Source organism: Streptomyces sp. NPDC004266 (assembly GCF_042874095.1).
Taxonomy (GTDB): domain Bacteria; phylum Actinomycetota; class Actinomycetes; order Streptomycetales; family Streptomycetaceae; genus Streptomyces.
In genome coordinates this window covers 153,500-177,980 of sequence record NZ_JBIAMM010000017.1, presented here as the reverse complement: position 1 = coordinate 177,980, position 24,481 = coordinate 153,500, and the positions used below count along the sequence as shown (strand labels likewise).

The window sequence follows — 24,481 nt, the reverse complement described above, 5'->3', positions numbered from 1 at the left end:
TCCGATCGGCTCCTGGTACTCACTCCTGCCCGCCGTCGTCGTCCTCGTCGTACTTCGTCGCCCGGAGCAGGAGGGCGTTGAGGACCAGGCCGAACGCCATGCCGGACTACGAGGCGTTGTCGGTGGCAACCCTCTCCGGCTTCACCCCGCCGTCTGCGGCGCCGGCAGGTCAAGCACCCCATCGTCGAGCGCCGGGACCAGCAGGCCCATGGGCAGAACCGCGGCAGCAAGGGCGGGTGGTCCACCGGCTTCGTCCAGGCCAGGTATGCCCGCAGGAACGAGATCGAGCGAATGGTCAACGCCCTCAAGTCGTCCGTGCCGTGGCCACTCGATACGACCAACGGGCTTACGTCTTCCACGGCACAGTCGGGGCACGCCAGGTGGTAGAAGTCGTCCGTGAAGTCTCCCAGGACGGCACTCCAGTGGTACTCCTCCATGGCCGCGAGCGAATCGAGGAAAGCCGCGAGGTAGTCGACCGGACGCGATTGCAGGTGCTGGTCCAGCAGCGTGCGGAACTCCGAGATCTCGTCGGAGCAGTCCGCCAGCAGGTCGTCGCAGCCATGGTGTCCTGCCGCGCGTCGCAGGATCGTTCCCGCCAGTCCACGCGCCGGTGCGCTCCTGGAGGCAAGACGCATCAGCCGCGGCAGGGCGGCAAAGCCGGCGGGGAAGACGAGGTCGTGTTCGAGGACCAGCCGGTGTCCCAGCTCCTCCCATACTTCGGCGTTGTCCTCGAGTTCCACCTGTTCCAGAAGCGCGGGGACTCGATCGACATCCCCGTAGCAGTCGTGCATCTGCGTCCAGTTCACCACCTGGGAATTAAAACGTCCCATGGCAGCCGGGCCAGCCGCCTCTGTTCCTGACTCATCGGACACGCCCTAGGTGTATTGACCCGCAGCGTTGTTGACGCGGCTGATGGGCGGGTGTCCGCCGAGTGCGGTGTGGCAGCGGTGGTGGTTGTAGGTGTGCAGGAAGTCTGCCAGGGCCGCGGTCCGCTCGGTGTTCGAGGTGGAGGGCCGCAGGCAGGCCCACTCGTCGAGGAGGGTGCGGTGGAAGCGTTCACCAGCCACCGTCAACAACGCTCGTGATCAATACATCTAGGCCATGTCTCCCGACTGCTCTTGGGCACTGAGACATGAGGGTCTCCGCCGTGCTCATAGACTTATGACGTGGCATTCATGAGCACCCCGCACTGCTGCTTCCTGTGAGTGGAAGGCGCTGAGGGCGATGCCGGACGGCGTCGCCCTCCTTGGTGTGCCTGCTGCGCGAACCGCGTCCCGATGCTGCCCGTTCCTTTCTGAGGCAGTGACGCTCTGCTCGCGCAGGCACGATCCCTTCCCTTCACCCCTTGCCAGGAGTGCCTCGTGCCCGTGTCGCTTCCCCCTGCCCTCGCTCTGTCCCTCGACCTGCTGCGTTGCCCGGCGTGCCGTACGCGCCGCCTGCACCCCGGCCACGGTGCACTGCGTTGCCCGGTGGGCCATACCTTCGACATCGCCCGGCACGGCTATGCCGGCCTGCTGACGGGCACCCGCGCCACCAGCGGCGACGACGCGGCCATGGTCCAGGCCCGGGACCGCTTTCTGTCCACCGGCGCCTACGCGCCCATCCGCGAAGTCGGGGCCCGCCTGGCGGCCGATGCCGTGTCCGAGCAGGGCACGGTGGTGGATGTGGGGTGCGGCACGGGCTACTACCTGGCCGGCGTACTCGACCAGCTGCCTGGCGCCCGCGGCCTGGGGCTGGATACATCGGCGCGCGCGCTGCGCTTGGCGGCCCGTGCCCACGACCGAGCTGCCGCGGTGGCCTGGGACGTCTTTCGTCCCTTCCCGCTGGCCGACGGGGCGGCCGATGTCGTGCTGGACGTGTTCGCCCCACGCAACCCGGCCGAGTTCCACCGCGTTCTGCGCCCGACCGGTCGGCTGATCGTCATCCGGCCCACCGGGCGGCACCTGGCCGAGCTGCGTGGCCGGATGCCTGCAATGATCAAGGTCGACCCGGCCAAGGAACAGCGCCTGCACCGAGCGCTCGACCCCTTCTTCGAGGCCGTCGTCACCGAGCAGGTGGAGTGCTCCGTTCCCTTGACCAGGCTGAATGCCCTGGACCTGGTGGGGATGACGCCGAGTGCACGCCACGTGAGCCGCGCAGACCTCGACGACGGCGGCGTCCTGCCGGATCAGGTCACTGTCTCCGTGCTGGCCACCACCTACCGGTCCCGGTGACCACGAGCGGGCGCATGCGTCTGCTGACCGACGAGCGATGGACACGCCTGGTGCCCTGCCTTCCCCGCAGCGCGGGGAAGGCAGGGCGTCCGTTCGCCGACCACCGCCGCATCGTCGAAGGGATCATTCATCGGTACCGCACGGGCATTCCCTGGAGAGATCTGCCCCGCGAAGCATTCGGTCCCTGGCAGACGGTGTGGAAGCGCCATCGAAGGTGGGTGGCGGACGGCACCGGGGACACGGTTCTGGCCCAAGTGGCCGCCCAGGCCGATTCGGTCAACGGGATCGACCGGACGGTCGCGGTCGACTCGACCATCAACCGGGCCCACCAGCACGCCATGAATACGGCCCGGCCGGAGAAGGACATCAGCGCTGTCACCCGCCAGAGCAAGAACGAAACTCCGGCTACCGGGGGCGAGTCAGCCGACCACGCCATAGGCAGATCGCGTGGCGGCCTGACGACCAAGATTCATCACGCCGTGGACGGCAACGGCCGCCCACTGGCCGTCGTGGTCACCCCTGGCCAGGTCCACGACGTACAGGTCCTCCCTCTCCTGCCGGGCGACATCCGGGTCCCACGACTTGGCCCTGGCAGACCGCGCACTACACCGGACGCACTGCTCGCAGACAAGGCGTATTCCTCCAGGCGCTGCGCGTAGCCGCCGATCTCGTCGTCGCGTACGGCGCGAGGATCAGGATCAGGACCAAGAACTCCTGCGACGCCTCGGGTGGAAGGAAGCCGTCCGGTTCGGAGCAGCCCGGTTCGGGCAACGTCATCGCGCGGGGGCGTTGTGGGACGTGGTTCCCGAGTCCGTGGTCATCGGCAGCAGTCTCCGGGGAGGCGGCCATCCGGGTGCCGCCACGGGTGGGAGCGCTGTTCCTCAGCAACCTTCCCGAGGGCCTGGCCGGCGCCGGTATGGGCGGCGCCGGCCACACCGCCGGTACGTCTTTGTACTGCGGCGCTGTCCTCACCACGATCGTGGGCCCGATTTCCTCGACACCCGTGTTTGAGGTGCTGAGCCAAGTGATCCATGTGACCCATGAGGGGGCCGTATCCGCCCTCCTCGGCCTGGCACCCCGGGGCCAGAAGCCGGCCGTCCGAGGCGGGTCCGGCCCACCAGCGGGGACGGGGTCAGCCGGGCCAGGTGCCGGTCAGGCGCCGGGTGGTGGCAGCTCCCGCCCGGTCGACCGCAGCCTTGACGAGGGCGAAAATCGCCCCCTGCAGGCCTGCGGCCAGCAGAACCTCCCGCCAGGTGCGGTCCTCGTCGGTGGCATCGGGGGCGTCGTCGTCGTGGCCGATCATCTTCCACGCCTGCTTGAAAGCCGCGCCGGCCATCAGGCCGCTGACGGCGCCGAGCATCAACCCGACAGGCTTATAGGCGACCTTGGATGCCTTCACTTCCGCCTCCGGCTACGACGAACGAGCAGGAACGCCGCCAGAGCCACGGCTCCGGCGAGCAGGGGGACACGGTTGGCCCGCGCCGCGGTCGTGGCCGCCGCGGCCTTGTCGCGGACCTGTTCCGGGGTCTTGTCGGCTGCCAGGTGCCCGGCGTGGGCCGCGCTGTCGCGTACGTGAGCGGCGGCGTGGGCAGCCCTGTCGAGTACGGGATCGGGTGTCTTTTCCTTGGCCAGCTCGACTGCCTGGACGGCCTTGTGCCGGAGCTGCTCCGTGACCAGGGCCGCCTTTTCGGCGGTCTGCTCCTTGACCTCGGCTGCCTTCACCTTCGCCTGCTCCTTGACCTCGGTTGCCTTCTCCTTGGCCTGTTCCTTGACCTCGGTTGCCTTCTCCTTGGCCTGTTCCTTGACGTCGGCCTTGGCCGCCAGCGCTTCCACGGTCCGGCCGAGCTCGTCACGGGTGTGCTCGACCTGTTCGCGCAGCTGGTCCGGCGTCGGTGCGGGTCCGTCGCCCTGGGACTGGTGGCTCATCGGTGCGCCCTCTCCTTGATCTCGTCCACGTCGGCCTTGACGCTGTCGATGGTCTTCTCGGGTGCGGGACCGCCGGCCTCGGCGACCTGCTTCTTGCCGACCCCGGCCAGCACTGCCGCCACCGCCGTGAGCAGGGCGGCGACGATCAGAGCCGAGGCCCACACCGGCAGGACCAGTGCGAGGGCGGCGATACCGGCGGCGACCAGGGCCTGCGCGGCCAGGATGCCGACGAGACCGGCGCCGCCGAAGAGGCCGCCGCCGACCCCGTAGCGCTTGCCCTTCTGGGCCATCTCCGCCCGGGCCAGCCGCATCTCCGCACGGACCAGTTCCGACATCTGCTGCGAGGCCCGTGCGACGAGCTCTCCCACCGGCTCGTCCCTGCCGTGGCCGTCACTTCCAACGGCACTCATCTCATTCCTCACCTTCTTACGCATTCCGGGTGGTTTCTCCAGGCGCGCATACCCCCCGATCCGTCGGACACCCACCGATCACCGTGGCCATCCCCGGAAGGGGGAAGTGGGACGCGGGGAGGGGGCGGACCGCCCCGCTCACTCGAGGCGGCGGCGGTCCTCCTCGCTCCAGGCCCGGGTGTCCCGTGGTTCGACGTACGGCTCCTCGTCCTCGGGGTATCCGCCGGCGATCGCGCGCTGGCGGACCATCTCCGCGTCGAACTCCAGGCCCAGGAGCATGGCGAGGTTGGTGATCCACAACCACACCAGAAAGATGATCACGCCCGCCAGGGTGCCGTACGTCTTGTTGTACGAGCCGAAGTTCGAGACGTAGAACGCGAAGCCGCCCGAGGCGATCATCCAGATCACCAGCGCCAGGAAACTGCCGGGGGTGACCCACTTGAAGCCGCGGCCCTTCGCGTTCGGCGCGGCCCAGTACAACATCGCGATCATGACGGTGACCAGCACCAGCAGCACCGGCCACTTCGCGATCGACCAGACCGTCATCGCGGTGTCCCCCACGCCCAGGGCAGTGCCCGCCTGCCGTGCCAGGCCGCCGGTGAACACCACGATCAGCGCGCTGGCGACGGCCAGGACCATGAGTGCCAGGGTCAGACCGAGGCGCAGCGGCAGGACCTTCCACACGGGCCGGCCCTCGGGCATGTCGTAGACGGCGTTCGAGGTGCGGATGAACGCCGCGACGTAGCCGGAAGCCGACCAGACCGCGACCACCAGGCCCACGACCGCCAGCAGCGAGCCGATGCCCGCGTTGTCCTGCATCTGCCGGACCGCGCTGCTGATCACATCGCGCGCAGCGCCAGGGGTGAGCTTCTGGAGGTTGTCCAAGAGCTGCGTGGTGGCCGATTCCCCCGCGATTCCGAGCAGCGAGACGAGAACCAGGAGGGCGGGGAAGAGGGCCAGGACCCCGTAGTAGGTCAGAGCTGCCGCCCGGTCCGCCAGCTCGTCGTCCTTGAATTCCTTCAGCGTCCCGCGCAGCACCGCCTTCCAGGACCGTTTGGGCAGCTGCGACAGCTGATCCGGCGCCCGCTCCTCGACTTGCGGGCCCGGCCCTGCGGTCTCACCGCGTCCCCCGTCCGACGTGCGATGGTCATCCCCCTGCTGTGGTGTTCCTGTGGGCCTCATACGGGGCGCTTTTCCACTCCGTCCGCCCTCATGCAAGGGAGGGAGAACCGGACGGACAAGGCTTCGGGCGGACCGGGGGGAGGCGCCGGCCCGGCGTCGCCGGCCGCGGTCCCGGAAACCGGGCGAACCGCTCGAGGGCCTCCGGCTCACCCTCCGGCGGTGCCCTCCTCGCAGGTGCCCTCGTCGAGCGCCGCCAGCCCCTCGCTCCAGCGGGCGCGGCGCTCCGCCTCCTGCTGGTCCCACCACGGCGTGCCGCGCTCCCCGAGAGCGACCTTCGCCGTCTGCACCCGGGCCCGGGCGGCACGTTCGGCCTCCGCGTCCTGCGCGCGCAGGGCCGCGGCCACGGCACGACGCGCGGCCATGAGATGGGAACGCAGCCGCGCGGCGACGTCCTGGGGCACATCGGGGTCCGTGGCCCGCCAGCGTCTGCCGTCGACGATCACGTACCGTCCGTCGGGGGTGCGGGTGGGGCGCCGCGCATCAGCCGTCACCCTTGCAAGCCTGGCAGACGGGCGGCGCCGCGCCACTTCGGCCGACGGGGCTCAGGGGCGACGGCGCTCAGGGGCTGCCGGGGCTCAAGACCGACGGCGTTCAGGGCCGACGGAGCTCACGGGCGGCGCGCGGCCGACCAGGCGCGCGGCCGACCAGGCGCGCGGCCGACCAGGCGTGCGTCCCTCCGGCGTGCGTCCCTCCGGCGTCGCGACGCAGCATGATGGAAGGCATGCGCTCTCGGCCTGTGCTCGTCTACGACGGAGACTGCGGCTTCTGCACGACGTCGGCGAATTTCGCCGAACGACGTGTACGGCCCCGCTGCGACATCGTCCCCTGGCAGTTCGCGGACCTCGACGCCCTCGGCGTCACCCGCGAGCGTGCCGAGTACGAGGTGCTGTGGGTGACGCCGACCGGATCGGTGAACGGAGGGGCCCGGGCCGTCGCGAAGGCACTCCTGAGCGCGGGCGGGATCTGGGCACCGCTGGGCGCCGTGCTCCTGCTGCCCGGTGTGCGGTGGGCCGCCCGACACGCCTACCGGCTCGTCGCGGCCCACCGCCATCAGCTGCCGGGAGGCACACCGGCCTGCAGCACGCCCCGCCGTCCCGGGTGACCCGAGCCGGAACTCCGCGAACGGGTTCGCCCGCGCCGTCACCGCCGGTGGCCTGCGGTGCGGCGCGGGGCCTGCTGGAGCGGTCGTGCAGGCCCGGGGCACGTCCGGGGACCCGTGGGGGTGCCAGCCCTGCGGATGAGGCGTCGCGTGGGCCGGCCGTTCGGGCGGCATCGTGGCGAACCGATTCCCGATCGGTTCGGTCAGCCACGAGGGAGGTACGGGCGAAGTACGAGGGAAGTACGGGCGAAGCACAGGCACAGGCACAGGCCCCGTGGCCACGGAGCGCCGTCACTCCACGATTCGCCAGGACCGGAGCCCGTCTCGCCGCAGGGGCGGCACCAGCGCGCCTATCCGCGCGACCTCTTGTCCCCGGCTGCCTGCCTGCCCCGGAACACCACCCGCACCGTCAGGCCGCCGCCCTCCGCGTTGGCCGTCGCCGTCGCCTCGGCCCCGTGAGCCCGGGCGACGGCGTCGACGATCGACAGACCGAGGCCCGCGCCCTCCCCGGGTGCGTGAGTGCGTTCGTTCAGCCGGCGGAAGGGCTCGAAGAGCAGGGGGACCGTGCCCGACGGCACGACCGGCCCGGTGTTGGCCACCTCGATCCCGATGCCGGGGCCGGTGCGCACGTCGACCCGCCCTTGCGGGACGTTGTGCCGCACCGCGTTCGCGACCAGGTTGTGCAGAAGACGTTCCAGGAGTACGGGATCCCCCTCGACGGTCAGCGGCAGTGCCCGGACGGTGACGCGCACGCCCTGCTCCGCGGCCTCGTCGGCCAGCGCGGCCGCCGCCTGCCGGGCGAGCTCGTCCACCGCGACCCGGCGACGTTCCTTGAGACCCTGCTCGGAGGCGGCGAGGAGCAGCAGGCCCTCGATGATCCGCTTGCTGCTGTCGGCGGCCTCGATCAGCTTCGACCGCATCCGTGCCACCCGCTCCGGGGACGGATCGCCCGCGAGCCCGATCTCCGCGGCCGCCCGCTGCACGGCGAGCGGGGTGCGCAGCTCGTGCGCCGCGTTCGCCGCGAACCGCTGCTGGGCGGAGACGAGCCGCTCCATCCGGCCGAGCATGCCGTCGAAGGTGTCGGCGAGCCGCTTGAGCTCGCCGGGCGGCCCCTGGAGCGCGATCCTCTCGTGCAGGTTCTCGCCGGACAGTCGGCGTGCGGTGTCGGTGATCACGGCGATCGGCCGGAGCACCCGGCCCGCCGCCCACCAGGCGAGCGCGACCGACAGGACCGCGTAACAGACGAAGACGACCACCGAGACGGTGAGGAGCCGGTCCAGGGCGGCGGACCCCGCCGCGTCGCTCACCGTCCGCGTGATCGCCAGGGCCTCGTGCGGGACGACGCCGGTGCCCGCACTCGGTGCGGGGCTCGCGGGTGCGGCGCTCGGCATCCCGGTGGGAAAGGCGGTCGGCCAGGACGAAGGCGGTTGTTCCAGCCGCTGCGCCGGGACGGCGGTGGTGACGGCCATGCTGATCGACGAGTACATGCCTTCCTGTACGAGCACGTACACGACGCCCGTGAGCAGGGCCCCGGCGAGCACGAGCAGCCCGGCGTAGAGGGACGTCAGCCGGGCCCGCTCGCTGCGGACCGGCAGGACGCGGCCGGACCGCGCGGCGGGGGCGGTCGTCCGGGGCGCCCGTGTCCGCAGGCGCAGCGGCGCGAGGAGCCTGTGGCGGCCGTTCACGGCGCGATCCGGTAGCCGGCGCCGGGGACCGTCTCCACCGCCGGTGGTTCGCCGAGCTTGGCCCGCAGTTTGCTGAGGGTCACCCGTACGGCGTTCGTGCGGTAGCTGGTGTGCTCCTCCCAGACCTGCTCGATCAGGTCCTCGCCGCTGACCACGGCCCCCTCGGCCCGCAGCAGCGCCTCCAGGACCCCGAACTCCTTGGGCGACAGGTGCAGGTGCCGGCCGTCACGGCAGGCCTGGCGGCGGGCGGTGTCCAGGACGATCCCGCACCGCTCCAGGACGGGTGGCAGCGCGGGTCTGGCGCGTCGGCCCAGGGCCAGGACCCGGGCAAGGAGCTCGTCGTACGCGAACGGTTTGGTCAGGTAGTCGTCGGCGCCGAGTCCCAGGCCCTCGACCCGGTCCCGTACCGTCCCGGCTGCCGTCAGCATCAGGATCCGGGTCATCAGCCGCTGCTCCACCACGCTGCGGCACACGTCGTCGCCGTGCGTTCCGGGCAGGTCCCGGTCCAGGACGAGGACGTCGTACTCCCCGAGCCGCAGCTTCCGCAGGGCTTCGAGGCCGTCGGCCGCGACGTCCACGGCGAGCGCGTCCCGGCGCAACCCCTCGGCGATCATCTCCGCGAGGAACGCCTCGTCCTCCACCACCAGTACGCGCATGGCCCCTGTCTATCCGAAGGGGACCTTTCGCCGATGTAAACGAAACCGTTGAGAGAAGCGAAACGTCCCTTCGCGGCACCCTCGCCGCCATGACGATTCGACGGATCATCCGGACGGCCGCCGCCCCCTCCCTGGCCGCGGCCCTCGCCCTCTTCGCCACCGCCTGCTCGGGCTCCGCCCCGGGCGGGAAGGACGACGGGAGCGTGAGCGAGGACGGCAAGAAGGCCGACCAGGCCTTCGAGCACCGCACGTGCCTGCGTGAGCAGGGCCTCGACGTGCCCGAGCCCAAGCCCGGCGAGAACGGCGTGGGACTCACCATCAGCGGCGACGGCATGTCGAAGGAGAAGATGGAGAAGGCGTTCAGGGCCTGCGCGGGCAAGGCCGGCGGCGCGGGGTTCGGCAAGGAGCCGACGCAGGCCGACAAGGACAAGGCGCTCGCGTACGCGAAGTGCATGCGCGAGAACGGCTTCGACATGCCCGACCCGAAGTTCGACGGCGGGGCGCAGCAGGCCCTGCCGATGCCGCGGGGCGCGCAGAAGCAGAAGTTCGAGAAGGCCGCCGAGGCGTGCGAAGGCGTGGCCCGATGAGCGGCGGCGCGGCGGACACGGGCACGGGCGGGCGACGGCCGCTGGGGCGGCGCCGGCTCGGGTTCGCCGTCCTCGCGATCGTCGCCGTCGCGGGCGGCGGCGTCGGAGTCACCGCCCTGACGACCCCGCAGCGCCCCCCGGCCGACCAGGCGGGCACCAAGGGGCTGCCGCCCGCCACGGCCCCTGTCACCCGGGGCGACCTCACGGACAGCTCCCAGCAGGACGGCACCCTCGGTCACCTCGGGGAGCGGAAGATCAACGCGGGCGGCCCCGGTGGCACCCTCACCTGGCTCGCCCCGCCCGGTTCCGTCGTGAAGCGGGACGAGCGGCTCTACGAGGTCGACGGCGAGGCCGTCCGGCTGATGTACGGGGACCGGCCCATGTACCGGACCCTGAAGACCGGCGACGAGGGCACGGACGTACGCCGGCTGGAGGAGAACCTCGCCGCCCTCGGGTTCACCGGCTTCGACGTCGACGAGGAGTACACCGCGAAGACCGCCGCGGCGGTCGAGCGCTGGCAGAAGTCCCACGGCCTGAAGCAGACCGGCACCGTCGGACCGGACCGGATCGCCTTCGCGGGCAGCGCGGTACGGGTCAAGGAGGCGGGCTCCGCATCGGGTGCGGACTCGGGCGGCGGGGGCCGGATCGCTCCTGGCGACCGGGTCACGCCGGGCTCCCCGGTCCTCACCGTGACCGGCTCCGAGCGGGTCGTGAGCTTCAAGGTGCCCGCCCCGGAGGCCGGATCGCTGAGGACGGGGACGCGGGTGCGGGTCACGCTCCCGGACGGCACGCGGCTGCCGGGGAAGGTGTCTGCGGTCGGCAGGACCGCGACGGCGGGTGACGACCCGCAGGACAAGACCCCGAAGATCGACATCACCGTCTCCTTCGACGACCCCGCCGAGGTCAAGGGCGTCGACCAGTCCCCGGTCACCGTCGAGCTCGCCGGCGAGACCCGCCGGGACGTCCTCTCCGTACCCGTCAACGCCCTGCTCGCCCTCCCCGACGGCGGATTCGGCGTCCAGGTCGTCGAGAACGGCGCGGCGCGGGACGTCGAGGTGGAGCTCGGCATGTTCGCACAGGGCAGGGTCGAGATCAGCGGCGGCGGGCTGCGCGAAGGCATGAAGGTCGGGGTGCCGTCCTGATGACCGGCACACTGCGACCCGTCGAGGAACCCGGCCCGCTGCCGGGCCCGGTCCACGTCCCCGTCTCCGCCCACGTCCCCGTCTCCGCCCACGTCCCCGTCTCCGCCCACGTCCGGGTGCCGGTCGTGGAGCTCAGCGGCGTCGTCAAGGAGTACGCGGGCGGCGTCCGCGCCCTCGACGGCGTCGACCTCTCCATCGGCGAGGGCGAACTCGTCGGCATCGTCGGCCCTTCGGGCTCCGGCAAGTCGACCCTGCTCCACATCGTCGGCACCCTCGACCGGCCGACCGCCGGCACGGTCGCGATCGCCGGCCACGACGTCGCCGCGCTCACCGACCGGCGCCTCTCCGCGCTGCGCGCCCGCCACATCGGCTTCGTCTTCCAGGCCTTCCACCTGGCCCCGGGCGTCACCGCCGTGGACAACGTCGCCGAGGGACTGCTCTACTCCGGCCTGCCCCGGGCCCACCGCCGCAGGTTGGCCGCCGAGGCACTGGCCCGGGTCGGCCTCGCGGACCGGACCGGACACCGGCCGCACGAGCTGTCCGGCGGTCAGAAGCAGCGCGTCGCCATCGCCCGCGCGGTCGTCGGCCGGCCCGACCTGCTGCTCGCCGACGAGCCGACCGGGGCTTTGGACACGGCGTCCGGCGAGGCGGTCATGGAACTGCTGCACGCCCTGAACGAAGAAGGCGCCACCATCGCCGTCATCACCCACGACACCGAGATCGCCCACCGCCTGCCGCGACAGGTCCGGATCCGCGACGGGAAGGTCGTCGCGGACTCGGCCCGGGGAAAGGTCGTGGTCTGATGCCCGGCAAACGGAGGACCTCCCGGGCCGTCGGCCGGGGAGCCGTCGCGCTCAAAGCCCGCCGGCTCGGCCCGCGCGACGTCCTGCACGTCGGCTCGGCCGGGCTGCGCACCCGGCCCGTGCGGGTGGTGCTGTCGGCGCTCGGGATCGCCATCGGCATCGCGACGATGATCGCGGTGGTGGGCATCTCGGCCTCCAGCCAGGCGCAGTTGCTCCGACGACTCGACGCCCTGGGGACGAACACGCTGGTCGCCAAGCCCGGCGAGGGGATGTTCAGCGGACAGGAGGTGAAGTTGCCCAAGGACGCCGTCGGCATGGTCGGCCGCATCGAGGGAGTGGAGGAGGCCGGAGCCAGCGGGGACCTCCAGCACACGGTGCGCCGCTCGCAGGCGATCCCGAAGGAGGAGACCGGCGGCATCGCGGTGAAGGCCGCGACCGAGGGGCTGCTCGCCGTGCTGCGCGGCACGGCGGCGTCCGGCACCTGGCTGAACGCCGCCAACGGCCGCTATCCCTCCGTGGTGCTCGGGCACGTCGCCGCCGAACGCCTCGGCATCGACCGACCGGGCCGGCAGGTCTGGATCGACGACCGGTACTTCACCGTCGTCGGCGTCCTCGACCCGCTGCCGCTCGCCCCCGACATCGAGCGCTCGGCGCTGGTCGGCTGGGAGGCCGCCCAGCGGCTGCTCGGCTTCGACGGGCATCCCACAGCGGTGTACGAGCGGTCGACGGACGCCTCCGTCCGGCAGGTCCAGCGGCTCCTCGCCCCGACGATCGACCCGCAGAACCCGCAGAACGTGTCGGTGAGCGACCCGTCCGCGGCACTCAAGGCGAAGGCGGCGACGGAGGGTGCGTTCTCCACCCTGCTCCTCGGACTCGGCGGAATCGCCCTGCTGGTGGGCGGCGTCGGAGTCGCCAACACCATGATCATCTCGGTTCTGGAGCGACGTCACGAGATCGGGCTGCGCCGCTCGCTCGGCGCGACGCGGGGCCAGATCAGGATCCAGTTCGTCACGGAGTCCCTGATGCTGTCGGGCCTCGGCGGCATCGTCGGCGTGGCCCTGGGCGCGGTGGCGACGGCCGTGTACGCGTCCACGGGCGGACTGCCCTGGGTGGTCCCGCCCTGGGCGGCCGGGGCCGGCTTCGTCGCGACCCTCGCGATCGGTACGGTGGCGGGCCTGTACCCGGCGGTCCGCGCCGCCCGCCAGTCACCGACCCTGGCGCTCGCGGCGGCGTAGCGACCGATCTCACGGCCGACCCGCTGGACCGGAGGCGGCCGACACCCTTCCGTCGGCTCTTGGACTGACCGCGCGGGACGCCACGGCCGTCCCGCGCGGTCCGCCCGTCGAATCGTCTCGACGTGGCCGCGTGCCGGGGGAGCCGGACGGGGCCAGGGGCTTTGTGAAGCCCACCGACATCGCTCCCCAGTCCCGGACGTCTTCGTCAAGGCCTGACGCCCCGGCCTGAAACTCAGTAGAAGATCGTGCACTTCGTCACGGCGTCGTCGACGCAGTGGGTCTCGATGGGATCGAGGCCGTGACAAGAGGTGGCGAAGCAGGTCGCCGGCGCCTTCGTCGGTGCCCCCGCCACCGCTTCCGGCGCGGCCTGTGCGGGGGTGGAAACGGCTGAGGCGGTGGCTGCCGCCGTGATCAGGACCGCGGCGAGCGCCACCGCCGGCCGGCGTCTGCTCATCATGACGGTTCCTTCCGGTGGAACGTGGTGCGTGGGACACCAACTCACCGAGTTCCAGGACACACCCGCTGACCAGCGGGTGCAACCGGTTCCCCGCGGCGTGTTGTTGAACGTGCACGCCTTGCCGCTGGACCGTGCGGCGCCATCCTGCCCACGTGGCCGCTGGAACGACCGTGGAGCGGTCGGCGTGGGGCCCGCGGGTCGGTGCGGGCCCCACGCCGTTTCCCGTCTACGCCGTGGAGCACGTGAGGGGGAGTGCGAGGCGGCAGTGGATCAGGGTTCTGGGAGGCGTGGGCCGCGAAGGTCCGGCGGAGCGGCGGTGGCGAGAGGGGCGGGGTTCCCGATGCACCATCAGGACCGCTGCCAGCATCGGGCCGCACGTCATGAGTACGAAGGTCATGACGTGGCCCCCGCCGTCCGTCGGCCGACCGGGGCCGCCGTCCGTCGGCCGGCCGGGGCCGCCGTCCGTGGGCCGGCCGGGCCCGCCGTCCGTGCCGAGCCGTCGGCCGCAGCCGCGGTCAGGAGGCGTCGAACGGCCCGGGAGCGGTTCGCCAGGGTGAGGCGGCGGCCGTGCCGGGGCCACCAGTCGAGGGCGGCGAGGAGGCTGGAGTCGCAGAAGGTGACCTGCGCCGTGTCCAGTACGAGCCCGGTGTAGCCGTCGGCCGCTGCCGAGGCCAACAGCGCGCGCAACGGAGCGACGCTGTAGCAGTCGATCTCCCCGACGAGTCGGACGACCAGGGTGGTGCCGAGAGTGGTGCAGGAGTCGACGACTATGACGCCGGGCGCGTTGTCCGCGCCCGAGTCGTGCACGGCGGGAAGGACGGGGACGGCGAGGGGGACGGGCAGTATCGGGGCTGTGCTTGAGGTACTCACACTTCATCAACGCCTCGCGCACGGCGCTGGGAGACGGGGCACGCGCCCCTTTCACCCCATGTGAGCAGCATCGATCCCCAGCACGGGCGAAAGATGCCACCCGTACGAGTCGGATGAGGAGTGTGCACCCGGCCTCGGGCTGCGGTGTTTCGAGGGTGCACCGGAGCGCGGGCCGGCTCTTCTGCCCGCCACCGCGGGCGGTGCTGTCTGGTTGCCCTTCGGCCTCCGGTGCCCCGCCTTCCCTCCGGTGGTCGTCCCCTCTCCGCGCTCTGCCCCTGTGCGTCCTCAGATTCGATGCGTCCCGGTCGCGGGCCGCCCCTTGACTTACGGACGCCATGGTTTCAGAGTTCATGCGCAGAGCTGAGTGTTGTGAAGCTATTTGATGCAAATTCACGTAACTGTTGTGCGTAACGCCTCCACCTCGGAGAGCACACATGAAGCGTACCCACAGAGTGCTGTGCGCGGGCGCGGCCGTCGTCATGGCCGGCACCGCACTGGCGGTCACCGGAAGCACCGCGCAGGCCCGTCTCGACTGATGATCAGCACCGACGTCCGCAAGATGGCGGCGGACCCGAACGCCTACGCGGAGCAGCTCGCGATCCTGCGGAGCAGCTCGGGATCCTGAGGAACGCGGACATCATCGCGGTCGACCAGGACTCCCTCGGCGCCGGTGGCTACCTCGCCTCCCGCGACAACCCCTCCGCGAGCGCGGGCGTCGACGTGGTGGTCAAGCCGCTGGCCGGCGGCAAGCGCGCCGTGACCGTGGTCAACAAGAACGCGACCGCCACCACGTACCGGCTCGACCTCGCCAGGGTCGGCTTCGGGAACCGGACCTGCGGCCGCACCGCCCGCGACCTGTGGAAGCACACGAACTTCCAGGTCACCGACTCCATCACCGCCACGATCGGCTCGCACGACAACGCGATGTACACGATCGAGCCGGGCACCTGCGGAACGGCGACCCCGACCGGCATGATCCAGTCGGCCCAGCCCGCGTTCCAGGCCCAGCCGTTCTGCCTGGACGCCAACGGCACCTCGGCCGGCGCCGAGGTGTCGTTCTGGGACTGCCACGGCGGCACCAACCAGCAGTGGATCCGCCACACCAACGGGACCATCGCCTCCCTGCGGACCCCGTCCCTGTGTCTCTCCGGTGACACGGCCGGTCTGAGGCTCGCCGGCTGCGACAGCACCGACACCAAGCAGGCCTGGACCTAACGGCGTTCCGGCCGGCTGTGTCAGGCGAACGGCCAGTGCGTCGACATAGCGGGCGGCGTCCTCAACGACAGGAACGCCGCGGTCGCCCCGTACTCCTGCGGCACCCACCAGCCCAACCAGCCCTGGAGCGCTCCCTTCGGCGCCCCTCCCGCCGGCACGGCCGGCACCCTCGTGGACGGAGGTCTCCTCACCGGCGGAGGTCTTCTCATCGCACGGGGGCCCGGCCGCCGGGGCGGCCGGGCCCCCGTCGGGTGGCGACGGGTCAACGGCCGGCCAGCACGCCCAGCAGCCGGGTCACCTCGGCGGTCACGGCGTCCCGCGCGGGACCCAGGTACTTGCGCGGGTCGGCGACGGCCGGGGACTCGGCCAGCCGTTCCCGCACCGTGCGGGTGAAGAGCTGGTTGAGGTGGGTCGAGATGTTCACCTTCGTCATCCCGGCGGTGACGGCCTTCGCGAGGTGCTCGTCGTCGACGCCCGAGGAGCCGTGGAGCACGAGCGGCACGTCGACCGCGTCCTTCAGGCGTGCGATGAGGTCGAGGTCGAGCACGGCGTCGCGGGTGAGCATGGCGTGCGAGCTGCCCACGGCGACGGCGAGGGCGTCCACCGCCGTCGCATGGGCGAACTCACGGGCCTCGTCGGGGTCGGTGCGGACGCCGGGGGCGTGGGCACCGTCCTTGCCGCCCACTTCGCCGAGTTCGGCCTCGACCCAGACGTCGGCCCGGTGGCAGTGGTCGGTGATCATGCGGGTGGCGGCGATGTTCGCCCGGTACGGAAGCTTGGACGCGTCGAACATCACGGAGGTGAAGCCGAGTTCGACGGCCTCCTCGACGAGCTCCGCGGATTCGGCGTGGTCGAGGTGCACGGCCACCGGAGCGGTCGAGGCACGGGCGATCGCGAGCGAGGCGAGGGCGATCGGGGCGAGCGCGCCGTGGTACCGGGCCGTGTTCTCGCTGATCTGCAGGATGACCGGCAGTCCGGCGTGCTCGGCTCCGGTGACGATCGCCTCGGCGTGTTCGATCTGTACGACGTTGAACGCGCCGACGCCCGTGCCGGCCGCTCGCGCGGGCCCGATGATGTCGTCGGTGGGGGACAGAGGCATGAGTGATCTCCAGGAAGCGCTGACGACGGTACGGCCGGTCGCGGGGACGCCGGTGTCCACACGGCCGGCCGTGGAGGTGCGGAGGACTGCGGTGGGAGAAGGGCTGCCGATGGCGGGCGGGGCCCCGTGCCCCGTGGCCCTTTGGTCACGGCGGCACGGCGGCACGGCGGCCGTCAGGCGTCCGCGGCCTCGAGGATGACGGAGCGGGTGAGGTTGCGCGGCCTGTCGGGGTCGAAGCCCCGGGCCTCGGCGAGGTGGACGGCGAGCCGCTGCGCGCGGACGAGGTCGGCGAGCGGGTCGAGGGCATCGGCCCGGTCGCCGGAGTCGGCGGAGCAGATGCCGCCGACGCGGGCGATGTCGTCGGTCAGACCCTGGGGCGCGGGACCGAAGAGCCAGGCGACACGGCCGGGTCCGGTGATGCTGATGGGCCCGTGGCGGTACTCCATGGCGGGGTACGCCTCGGTCCAGGCTCCGGCCGCCTCGCGCATCTTGAGACCGGCTTCGAGTGCGAGGCCGTAGGTCCAGCCGGTGCCGAGGAACGTGAACTGCTCCGCGTCGCACACGGTGCTGTCCAGCGGCTCGGCGATCGCACGCGCGGCGTCCTCGACCGCCCGAGCGAGCGGGTGCACGCCGGAGGGCAGGGCGTCCTCGGCTTCCAGGTGCGCGCGCAGCAGGGCGAGGGCGGTGGTCGCGAACCGGGTCTGGACGACGGACTGTTCGTCGGCGAAGTCGAGCACGGCGACCGCGTCGGCGGACGTCATGACGGGGGTCGTGGGATCGGCGGTGATCGCGCCGGTGGCGATGGTGCCCTTGACCCGGTGGAGGACGTCGAGGACCTCGGTGGTGGTGCCGGAGCGCGTGATGGCGACGACGCGGTCGTAGGACCGGCCGTGCGGGAACTCGGAAGCCGCGAAGGCGTCGGTCTCGCCGTGGCCTCCGCTCTCGCGCAACTGCGCGTAGGCGAGGGCCATGAACCACGAGGTGCCGCAGCCGATCACGGCCACTCGCTCGCCGCGCCGGGGCAGCGCGTCGGAGAAGGCGGTGACGGACGCGGCCGCCCGGCTCCAGGTGTCCGGCTGAGAAGCGATCTCGACGGCAGTACGGGAAGTCTCGAAGGTGGTCACGGGATTCCTTGGGCTCGCAGGAGAGTCGGAAGAGGCAGGAGAGGCGGGGAGCGGCCGCGCGTCAATGCTGTGTTACGCGCATGATGTATGTCAATTAATGCTCGAAAGATTCTTGTTTCGAGCAGATGTGAACAGAACCTCTTCGGTGAGGCAGGGGTTGAGGTGCGCAGCGGACCTCAGCGAGTACGCGCGGAGGCCGGCGCGCCCGCGCTCACCGCGGACACGCGAACCTCCCGGCGGAACCGGGAGTGGACCCCCGCGTCGACGTCACCGGCGACGGCGCACGGCACGGCGGCGGCCGACAGCGCCACCGCCTCGCGGAGCATGTCCGGCCAGGACCGTCGGGCGGCGAGTCCCGACGCGATCGCGGCCACACAGGCGTCGCCCGCCCCGGTCGGGTTGCCGGACAGCGTCTCCGGTGGTGCGGCGCGCCACGTGCCGTCCGGCGTGACGGCGTACAGGCCGTCCGGGCCCGCCGACGCCACCACCGCCCTCGCGCCCCGTGCGCGCAGCTCCGCGACCGCTGCCACGAGGTCGTCGTGTCCCGTCTCCTCCGCGATCTCGGCGGCATTGGGCTTGATCACGTCGGGGCCCGCCTCCAGGGCGGCGGTCAGGGCGGAACCCGAGGTGTCGAGCACCGTCACCGCACCTTCCGCGGCGGCTCCCCGGATCAGGCGCGCATACGCGTCCGTGGGCACGCCCGGAGGCGTGCTCCCGCTCAGGACGACCACGCTCGCGCCTCGTACCAGCGAGGAGTAGTGCTCCGAGAAGGCCTCCCACTCGGCGGACGTCACGTGAGGACCGCGCCCGTTGAAGACGGTCGCGTCGCCGTCGGCGCGCGAGACGACCGCCAGGGTGCGTCTGGAGTCCCCGGCGACCTCGGTGAACGCCTCCCGGACGCCCGCCGCCCGCAGGTCGTCGCGTATCGCACGGCCGGTGGGCCCGCCGACGAGGCCGGTGGCGACCGGGGCGTGTCCGAGGAACGCCAGCACCCGGGCGACGTTGACGCCCTTGCCTCCCGCCCGCTCGTGCGCCGTGTCGACCCGGTGGGACGCCCGGGGCCGAAGCTCGGCGACGTCCCAGGTGACGTCGAGCGCCGCGTTGAGGGTGACTGTGACGATCATGAGACGGAGCTCCTGTCGAAGGGTGAGAGGTGATGGCCGGCCGCCTCCCAGGCGGTCAGACCGGCCCCCAGGCATCCCGCGCGGTCGCCGAGTCCGGCCCGGACGAGAACCGGCGCGCGCTGGAAGGTGAGGCGTGCGTCGAGTCCCTCGCGCAGGGGGTCGAGCAGCGTCCGGTCCGCTTCGGCGAGACCTCCGCCGAGGACGATCAGATCGGGGGCCAGCAGGGTGGTCGCGGCGGCCAGCGCTTCCGTGAGCCCTCGGACGGCCCGGTTCCAGACGGTTCGGGCCGTGGGGTCGCCGTCCTCGACGAACGCGGCCACTTCCGCCGCGCCGGCCACCGGGCGTCCGGACCGCTCCGCGTACGCCGTCGCGACTGCGTACGCGGAGGCCACCGTCTCCAGACAACCCCTGCCGCCGCAGGCGCAGACGGTGTCCGCGCGCACTGCCACATGGCCGAGCTCGCCGGCGAACCCGCCGGAACGCACCGGCCGGCCGTCGCAGACGAGAGCCGCGGCGATGCCCGTTCCGATGGCCACGAAGAGCACGTCCCTGTAGGTGCGCGCCGCACCCAGGAGACACTCGGCCGCGCCTCCCGCCCGGACGTCGTGGCCCAGCGCGACGGGCAGCCCGGTGCGGGCGGTGAGGACCGCGGCGAGCGGGAGGTCGCGCCAGCCGATGTTGGCCGACCACACCGCGCGCTGCAGCCCCTCGTCCACGATGCCGGGGACCACCACGCCGGCGTGCCGGACCCTGAGCCCCCGTTCCGCCGCCAGCCCCTCCAGGGTCAGCAGGGCATCGGCGATGCCGTCGACCACGGCGTCCGGCCCCTGGGACCGCGGCGTCGGGCGGTGCAGAGACGCGACCTGCCGCATGGACCGGTCCAGGACCGCGCCCTTCATGCCGGTCCCCCCGACGTCGAGAGCGAGCACGCACGGCTGGGAATCGGTCTCGACCGGGGTGCGTGAGGTGCTGGCGTCCATAGCGTCGAACCATCCAGAGTGAGTGTTCATGCTTGCTCGGAGCATAAAGTGCGCGAGTTCATTCACGCTAGATGCTTGAAACGTCCAGTGAAGGGATGCTCCCGGCCCGGAGTCGGCTCCGTCACCCATGCCGGCGTGCACGAATCCTCCGACCCGGCGATGCTCGATGCTGTCGCGCTACGATCAACTTCGCGCATGCCGCTCGTTCCCCTCCGGATGCCCGAGAGGCGGGGAGATCCGGGGTGTGCGGTCGACGACTCACTGCCACGAAGGGTGCGGCACATGTCCAAGCAGGAGCGCTGGAGCAGGCTGCTCGAATTGCTGGCCGTCGAGGGCAAGCTGGACGTGGAGGAGGCCGCCGCGAGCGTGTCGGTGTCGCCCGCCACGATCCGCAGGGACCTCGACGAACTCGCCGAGCAGCGGCTGCTCGTGCGCACCCGGGGCGGAGCGGTCGCACACGGCGTCTCGTACGAGCTGCCGCTGCGGTACAAGTCCTCCCGCAGGGCCTCGGAGAAGCAGCGGATCGCCAATGCCGTGGCGGACCTGTTGGGGGTCGGGGACGTCATCGGCCTCAACGGAGGCACGACCACCACCGAGGTGGCGCGCGCCCTGGCCCTCCGTACCGGCGCCGGGGGCGAGTCGGCCGAGACCTCTTCCGGCCCCTCGTACACGGTGGTCACCAACGCGTTGAACATCGCCGGCGAGCTGGCGGTGCGCCCCCAGTTCAAGATCGTGGTCACCGGCGGTGTGGCCCGGCCGCAGACCTACGAGCTGGTGGGCCCGTTGACGGCGGGGGTCCTGAACGAGGTGGTGCTCGACGTCGCCGTCCTCGGAGTCGACGGCATCGATCCGAAGCTGGGCGTCATGACCCACCAGGAGGACGAGGCGGGCATCAGTCGGCTCTTCGCGGAGCGCGCCCGCAAGGTGATCCTGGTGACTGACTCGTCCAAGATGGGCAAGCGCGCCTTCGCGAGGATCTGCGGCCTGGACCGGATCGACGCCATCGTCACCGATTCCGCCATCGCCCCGGACATGAGGGCGAAGCTCACCGAGGCGGGCATCGACGTGACCGCCGTCTGACGGAGCGTCCTTCCCCTGGTCGACCCCGACGACCTCACCGCCCCCGTGTCGCCCTACGGCGCACGGGGGCTTTGCTGTCCGCCTCCCCGCCGACCTGTCCGCCTCCCCGCTGAATCGGGCTCGCCCGGGGACGCGCCCCCGCGTCGTTTCCGCGAGCCACCCGCCGTCCGCCGGACGGAGTCCCTGCCGTGCGGGCTGAACGGCCTCGCGGCAGGGGGGTTCGGCATCGTTCGCGTAACGGCTCTTGGTGCCGAGGGCTGTTGTCGTGTTTACTCTGTCCGCAGATGATGCTCAGAACTGAGCGAAAACTTCGAATAACAGCCAGGTTTGTGCATTCTCCGAGCCTGTTGCTGTTCCGGACCCCCACCGGCCCCTCGCTCCCGTCGGCCGGTAGATCCAAAGGCGGTACTGACGATGAACAAGCGGTTGTTCGTGGTGGCCTGCACCCTCGGTGCCCTCTCCCTCACGGCGTGCGGTGGCGGCCAGGGCGACGGCGGCTCGGCGAACGGCGAGGTGACGCTGAAGCTCGTCGCGGCGGACTACGGGGACAAGGCGTCGAACAGCTCGACGGCGTACTGGAAGGACGTGGCGGAGCGCTTCACCGCCGCGAACCCGAAGATCAAGGTCGACGTCCAGGTGATCAACTGGAACGACATCGACGCCCAGGTCAAGACGATGATCCAGAGCGGGAACGTGCCGGACGTCCTCCAGACGGGCGGCTACGCCGACAAGGTCGCCGACGACCTGCTGTACGAGGCGGACGAGGTGCTCTCGGAGAAGACGCGGGCGAACCTCATCGACAGCTTCGCCAAGGCCGGTGAGGTCGACGGCACGCAGTACGGCATACCGTTCGTCTCCTCCGCGCGCGCCCTCTTCTACAACAAGGCGATCTTCGCGAAGGCCGGCATCCCCCAGGCCCCCGAGAGCTGGGCCGACGTGAAGGCCGCCGCGGAGAAGATCAAGGCGAAGGTGCCGGGCGTGACCCCGTACGCGCTGCCCCTCGGCCCGGAGGAGGCCCAGGGCGAGTCCCTGATCTGGGAGCTCGGCAACGGCGGCGGGTACACGGACGCCAAGGGCGCGTACACGCTCGACGCCAAGGCCAACGTCGAGGCGTTCTCCTGGCTGAAGGCGAACCTCGTCGCGCCCGGCCTGACCTACGCCAACCCGGCCACCACCGACCGCAAGACCGCTTTCGCCGACTTCGCGGCCGGCAAGACCGCGATGCTCAACGGCCACCCGTCCCTCATCCAGATGTCCAAGGACGGAAAGGTCGACTACGGCGTGGCGCCCATCCCCGGCAAGTCCGGGGCGCTGGCCTCCACCCTCGGCGTGGCCGACTGGATGATGGCCTTCAAGGACGGCGGACACAAGGAAGAGGTCCGCAAGTTCCTCGACTTCGCGTACTCCAAGGAGAACACGCTGAAGTTCGACGAGACGTACAACCTGATGCCGGTCACCGAGGACACGCTCCAGGAGATGACCACCAACGGCAAGCACAAGGACCTGGAGCCGTTCTTCGCCCTGCTGCCGAAGGCGGTGTTCTACCCGCTGGGCGACACCACCTGGGACGCCGTCTCCGCCGAGATCAAGAAGAGCGGCGGCACGGCCGTCGACGACCCGGCGAAGGCCCTGGGCGAGCTGCAGAAGAAGGCCGAGGCCGCGGTCGCCGACCAGTAGGCACCCGCACCGCACCGTCACGGAAGGCACCCCTCGTGTCCACCAGTTCATCCACCGCCCGCCCCGCCCGCAAGGGCCGGGGCGGCCTGGCCCGCCTCGGCCCGCTGCCCTGGATCGGCCCCGCCGTCCTGCTCATCGCCCTGGTCGTCCTGTGGCCCGTCTACGAGATGGTCCGGACGTCCTTCCTGAAGATCAGCAGCAGCGGCTTCGTGCGCGGCTCGGCCGGATTCGACAAGTACGAGCAGCTCTTCGAGGAACCGTCGCTGCCCTCGGTCGTCCTCTCCACCGTGGTGTGGACGCTGGTCGTGGTCACCGCCACCATGGTGATCTCCCTGGCCCTGGCCCAGCTGTTCAACCAGAGGTTTCCCGGCCGCCGCCTCACCCGCTGGGCACTGATCGCACCCTGGGCCGCCTCCCTGGTGATGACCGCCATCGGCTTCAAATGGATGCTCAACCAGACCGCCGGCGTCCTCAACACCCTCATGACGGACCTCGGCCTCATCGACGGTCCGAAGGACTGGCTCGGCGACCCCGCCACCGCCTGGCCCTGGATGATGTCCGTCGCCGTCTTCGTCTCGCTTCCGTTCACCACCTACACCCTGCTCGCCGGACTCCAGACCGTCCCCGCCGAGATCTACGAAGCCGCCAAGGTGGACGGCACGAACAACTGGCAGACGTACCTGAGGATCACCCTGCCGCTGCTGCGCCCCGCGCTGCTCGTCGGCATGGTCATCAACCTCATCAACGTCTTCAACTCGTTCCCCGTCATCTGGAGCATGACCCGCGGCGGCCCCGACAGCGACACCGCCACCACCACCGTCTTCATGTACCAGATGAAGAACGCCGACATCGGCCAGTCCGCCGCGATGTCCGTCGTCAACTTCGGCCTCGTCGTCGTCATGGTCGTCCTCTTCCTCAAGGCCAGCCGCTGGAACCAGGAGGAAAGCCGATGACCCAGCAGACCTACGCCCCCCGGCCCGCCGCCGCCCCGTCCGTCGTCCCCGCCGGCGAGCACCGTGCCCGGACCCGACGCTCGCGGACGCCGAGGCCGCGCACCCTGCTGATCGCGGCGATCGCCTGGTTCCTGGCCGCCGTGTTCCTCGTGCCGTACGCGGAGATGATCATCACCGCCCTGCGGCCGGCGCACGAACTGCGGGACGCCACGTACTTCCCGAGCGAGTTCGAGTGGGCGAACTTCGTCGACGTGTGGCGCGAGTCCCACCTCGGGGACAACCTCCGCGTCACCCTGCTCGTCGCGGCCGGATCGACCCTGCTGGTCCTGCTGGTGGCCGTCCCCGCCGCGTACTACACCGCGCGCATGAGGTTCCGCGGCCGCAAGCTCTTCCTGCTGCTGGTGCTCGTCACCCAGATGTTCCAGCCGACGTCCCTGCTCGTCGGTCTCTACCGCGAGTTCTACCAGCTGGGCATGCTCAACTCCGTGTGGACCCTGATCCTCTGCAACGCGGCCTTCAACCTGGCCTTCGCGATCTGGATCCTCACCGCCTACTTCTCCGCCATCCCCGAGGCCCTCGAAGAGGCGGCCATGATCGACGGACTCGGCCGCGGAGGCGCGCTCCTGCGGATCACCCTGCCGCTCGCGATGCCCGGCGTCGTCACCGCGATGATCTTCACCTTCATCGCCGCGTGGAACGAGTTCGTCATGGGCCTGACCCTCTCCACCGTCCCCGAGAGCCAGCCGCTGACCGTCGGCATCAACAGCTTCATCGGCAATTACACCGTCCAGTGGAACTACCTCTTCGCGGGCTCGGTCATCGCCATCGTGCCCGTCGTGATCCTCTTCGCGCTCATCGAACGCAAGGTCGTCTCCGGCCTCACCGCCGGATCCGTCAAGTAAGCGCGCCTGCCGCCCGCTCCCTGCCGTCCGTCCCGCGGCCGGCAGGGAGCGGGCCCCTTCCG

The 24,481-nt window shown here is 71.3% G+C and carries 25 protein-coding genes and 3 pseudogenes; 14 read left to right on the top strand and 14 right to left on the bottom strand.

The window, feature by feature from the left end; all coding sequences use genetic code 11:
- Positions 1-147 precede the first annotated feature (147 nt).
- Both ACFYUZ_RS33010 and ACFYUZ_RS33005 read left to right on the top strand, forming a co-directional pair.
- Positions 148-368 (top strand): annotated as a pseudogene (locus ACFYUZ_RS33010) (IS5/IS1182 family transposase); the annotation flags it as partial.
- A gap of 12 nt (positions 369-380) precedes the next feature.
- Positions 381-860 (top strand): hypothetical protein, encoded by a 480-nt coding sequence (locus ACFYUZ_RS33005; RefSeq protein ID WP_389315515.1) that lies wholly within the window; start codon positions 381-383, stop codon positions 858-860.
- A gap of 15 nt (positions 861-875) precedes the next feature.
- On the opposite strand, the pseudogene ACFYUZ_RS33000 reads toward ACFYUZ_RS33005, so the two are convergent.
- A pseudogene (locus ACFYUZ_RS33000) lies at positions 876-1,058 on the bottom strand (integrase core domain-containing protein); the annotation flags it as partial.
- Positions 1,059-1,361: 303 nt separating this feature from the next.
- Between ACFYUZ_RS33000 and ACFYUZ_RS32995 the strand changes: the two are divergent.
- Positions 1,362-2,213: a methyltransferase domain-containing protein gene (locus ACFYUZ_RS32995; RefSeq protein ID WP_389315487.1), complete on the top strand. Its 852-nt coding sequence runs from the start codon at positions 1,362-1,364 to the stop codon at positions 2,211-2,213.
- Positions 2,210-2,863: pseudogene (locus tag ACFYUZ_RS32990) on the top strand (IS5 family transposase); the annotation flags it as partial. The gene ACFYUZ_RS32995 and the pseudogene ACFYUZ_RS32990, both read left to right, overlap by 4 nt.
- A 482-nt stretch (positions 2,864-3,345) precedes the next feature.
- Here the strand turns inward: ACFYUZ_RS32990 and ACFYUZ_RS32985 are convergent.
- From ACFYUZ_RS32985 to ACFYUZ_RS32965, 5 genes are all read right to left on the bottom strand, one after another.
- Positions 3,346-3,612, bottom strand: coding sequence for a DUF4235 domain-containing protein (locus ACFYUZ_RS32985; RefSeq protein ID WP_389315485.1), 267 nt, complete (start codon positions 3,610-3,612; stop codon positions 3,346-3,348).
- On the bottom strand, positions 3,609-4,139 hold the full coding sequence (locus ACFYUZ_RS32980) for a DUF3618 domain-containing protein (protein ID WP_389315484.1): 531 nt from the start codon (positions 4,137-4,139) through the stop codon (positions 3,609-3,611). Before ACFYUZ_RS32980 ends, ACFYUZ_RS32985 begins: the two co-directional genes overlap by 4 nt.
- A complete protein-coding gene (locus ACFYUZ_RS32975) occupies positions 4,136-4,549 on the bottom strand; it encodes a phage holin family protein (RefSeq protein ID WP_389315482.1) in 414 nt (137 codons plus the stop codon). The genes ACFYUZ_RS32980 and ACFYUZ_RS32975 overlap by 4 nt, the downstream gene beginning before the upstream one ends.
- A gap of 138 nt (positions 4,550-4,687) precedes the next feature.
- Complete coding sequence (locus ACFYUZ_RS32970; protein ID WP_389315480.1) at positions 4,688-5,731, bottom strand: YihY/virulence factor BrkB family protein; 1,044 nt, start codon at positions 5,729-5,731, stop codon at positions 4,688-4,690.
- Between the two features lie 146 nt (positions 5,732-5,877).
- Complete coding sequence (locus ACFYUZ_RS32965) at positions 5,878-6,222, bottom strand: hypothetical protein (protein WP_389315478.1); 345 nt, start codon at positions 6,220-6,222, stop codon at positions 5,878-5,880.
- A 230-nt stretch (positions 6,223-6,452) separates the two neighbouring features.
- Between ACFYUZ_RS32965 and ACFYUZ_RS32960 the strand changes: the two genes are divergently transcribed.
- Positions 6,453-6,833 (top strand): thiol-disulfide oxidoreductase DCC family protein, encoded by a 381-nt coding sequence (locus ACFYUZ_RS32960; RefSeq protein ID WP_389315476.1) that lies wholly within the window; start codon positions 6,453-6,455, stop codon positions 6,831-6,833.
- A gap of 347 nt (positions 6,834-7,180) precedes the next feature.
- Here ACFYUZ_RS32960 and ACFYUZ_RS32955 read toward each other — a convergent pair whose 3' ends face one another.
- Positions 7,181-8,425 (bottom strand): ATP-binding protein, encoded by a 1,245-nt coding sequence (locus ACFYUZ_RS32955; RefSeq protein WP_389315507.1) that lies wholly within the window; start codon positions 8,423-8,425, stop codon positions 7,181-7,183.
- 86 nt (positions 8,426-8,511) lie between these two features.
- Positions 8,512-9,171, bottom strand: coding sequence for a response regulator transcription factor (locus tag ACFYUZ_RS32950; RefSeq protein WP_389315474.1), 660 nt, complete (start codon positions 9,169-9,171; stop codon positions 8,512-8,514).
- 89 nt (positions 9,172-9,260) lie between these two features.
- On the opposite strand from ACFYUZ_RS32950, the gene ACFYUZ_RS32945 reads away from it, so the two are divergent.
- From ACFYUZ_RS32945 to ACFYUZ_RS32930, 4 genes are read left to right on the top strand one after another with little or no spacing between them, the layout of a single operon-like run.
- Positions 9,261-9,758, top strand: coding sequence for a hypothetical protein (locus tag ACFYUZ_RS32945; protein WP_389315472.1), 498 nt, complete (start codon positions 9,261-9,263; stop codon positions 9,756-9,758).
- A complete protein-coding gene (locus ACFYUZ_RS32940) occupies positions 9,755-10,900 on the top strand; it encodes a peptidoglycan-binding protein (protein WP_389315470.1) in 1,146 nt (381 codons plus the stop codon). Before ACFYUZ_RS32945 ends, ACFYUZ_RS32940 begins: the two co-directional genes overlap by 4 nt.
- Positions 10,900-11,703, top strand: a complete 804-nt coding sequence (locus ACFYUZ_RS32935; RefSeq protein ID WP_389315468.1) for an ABC transporter ATP-binding protein — start codon at positions 10,900-10,902, stop codon at positions 11,701-11,703. The genes ACFYUZ_RS32940 and ACFYUZ_RS32935 overlap by 1 nt, the downstream gene beginning before the upstream one ends.
- Entirely contained in the window at positions 11,703-12,938 is a 1,236-nt protein-coding gene (locus ACFYUZ_RS32930) for an ABC transporter permease (RefSeq protein WP_389315466.1), read from the top strand. Before ACFYUZ_RS32935 ends, ACFYUZ_RS32930 begins: the two co-directional genes overlap by 1 nt.
- Positions 12,939-13,170: 232 nt before the next feature.
- Here the strand turns inward: ACFYUZ_RS32930 and ACFYUZ_RS32925 are convergent, their stop codons facing one another.
- Both ACFYUZ_RS32925 and ACFYUZ_RS32920 read right to left on the bottom strand, forming a co-directional pair.
- Positions 13,171-13,395 (bottom strand): hypothetical protein, encoded by a 225-nt coding sequence (locus tag ACFYUZ_RS32925; RefSeq protein ID WP_389315464.1) that lies wholly within the window; start codon positions 13,393-13,395, stop codon positions 13,171-13,173.
- A gap of 393 nt (positions 13,396-13,788) precedes the next feature.
- Entirely contained in the window at positions 13,789-14,265 is a 477-nt protein-coding gene (locus ACFYUZ_RS32920) for an STAS domain-containing protein (protein ID WP_389315462.1), read from the bottom strand.
- A 720-nt stretch (positions 14,266-14,985) separates the two neighbouring features.
- Here ACFYUZ_RS32920 and ACFYUZ_RS32915 point away from each other — a divergent pair.
- Complete coding sequence (locus ACFYUZ_RS32915; RefSeq protein ID WP_389315460.1) at positions 14,986-15,480, top strand: ricin-type beta-trefoil lectin domain protein; 495 nt, start codon at positions 14,986-14,988, stop codon at positions 15,478-15,480.
- A gap of 262 nt (positions 15,481-15,742) precedes the next feature.
- Here ACFYUZ_RS32915 and ACFYUZ_RS32910 read toward each other — a convergent pair whose 3' ends face one another.
- The 4 genes from ACFYUZ_RS32910 to ACFYUZ_RS32895 all read right to left on the bottom strand — a co-directional run bounded on the left by ACFYUZ_RS32910 (position 15,743) and on the right by ACFYUZ_RS32895 (position 19,807).
- Positions 15,743-16,579 (bottom strand): ketose-bisphosphate aldolase, encoded by an 837-nt coding sequence (locus tag ACFYUZ_RS32910; RefSeq protein ID WP_389315458.1) that lies wholly within the window; start codon positions 16,577-16,579, stop codon positions 15,743-15,745.
- A 173-nt stretch (positions 16,580-16,752) separates the two neighbouring features.
- Positions 16,753-17,703 (bottom strand): SIS domain-containing protein, encoded by a 951-nt coding sequence (locus tag ACFYUZ_RS32905; RefSeq protein WP_389315456.1) that lies wholly within the window; start codon positions 17,701-17,703, stop codon positions 16,753-16,755.
- 176 nt (positions 17,704-17,879) lie between these two features.
- Positions 17,880-18,827, bottom strand: coding sequence for a 1-phosphofructokinase family hexose kinase (locus ACFYUZ_RS32900; protein WP_389315454.1), 948 nt, complete (start codon positions 18,825-18,827; stop codon positions 17,880-17,882).
- A complete protein-coding gene (locus tag ACFYUZ_RS32895; protein WP_389315452.1) occupies positions 18,824-19,807 on the bottom strand; it encodes an ROK family protein in 984 nt (327 codons plus the stop codon). Before ACFYUZ_RS32895 ends, ACFYUZ_RS32900 begins: the two co-directional genes overlap by 4 nt.
- A 282-nt stretch (positions 19,808-20,089) precedes the next feature.
- Here ACFYUZ_RS32895 and ACFYUZ_RS32890 point away from each other — a divergent pair, with 282 nt between their 5' ends.
- The 4 genes from ACFYUZ_RS32890 (at position 20,090) to ACFYUZ_RS32875 (ending at position 24,419) form a co-directional block, all read left to right on the top strand.
- Positions 20,090-20,887, top strand: a complete 798-nt coding sequence (locus tag ACFYUZ_RS32890; RefSeq protein ID WP_389315450.1) for a DeoR/GlpR family DNA-binding transcription regulator — start codon at positions 20,090-20,092, stop codon at positions 20,885-20,887.
- 414 nt (positions 20,888-21,301) lie between these two features.
- Positions 21,302-22,564 (top strand): extracellular solute-binding protein, encoded by a 1,263-nt coding sequence (locus ACFYUZ_RS32885; protein WP_389315449.1) that lies wholly within the window; start codon positions 21,302-21,304, stop codon positions 22,562-22,564.
- Positions 22,565-22,599: 35 nt separating this feature from the next.
- Positions 22,600-23,517 (top strand): carbohydrate ABC transporter permease, encoded by a 918-nt coding sequence (locus ACFYUZ_RS32880; RefSeq protein ID WP_389315447.1) that lies wholly within the window; start codon positions 22,600-22,602, stop codon positions 23,515-23,517.
- Positions 23,514-24,419, top strand: a complete 906-nt coding sequence (locus ACFYUZ_RS32875; protein WP_389315445.1) for a carbohydrate ABC transporter permease — start codon at positions 23,514-23,516, stop codon at positions 24,417-24,419. The genes ACFYUZ_RS32880 and ACFYUZ_RS32875 overlap by 4 nt, the downstream gene beginning before the upstream one ends.
- Positions 24,420-24,481 lie beyond the last annotated feature (62 nt).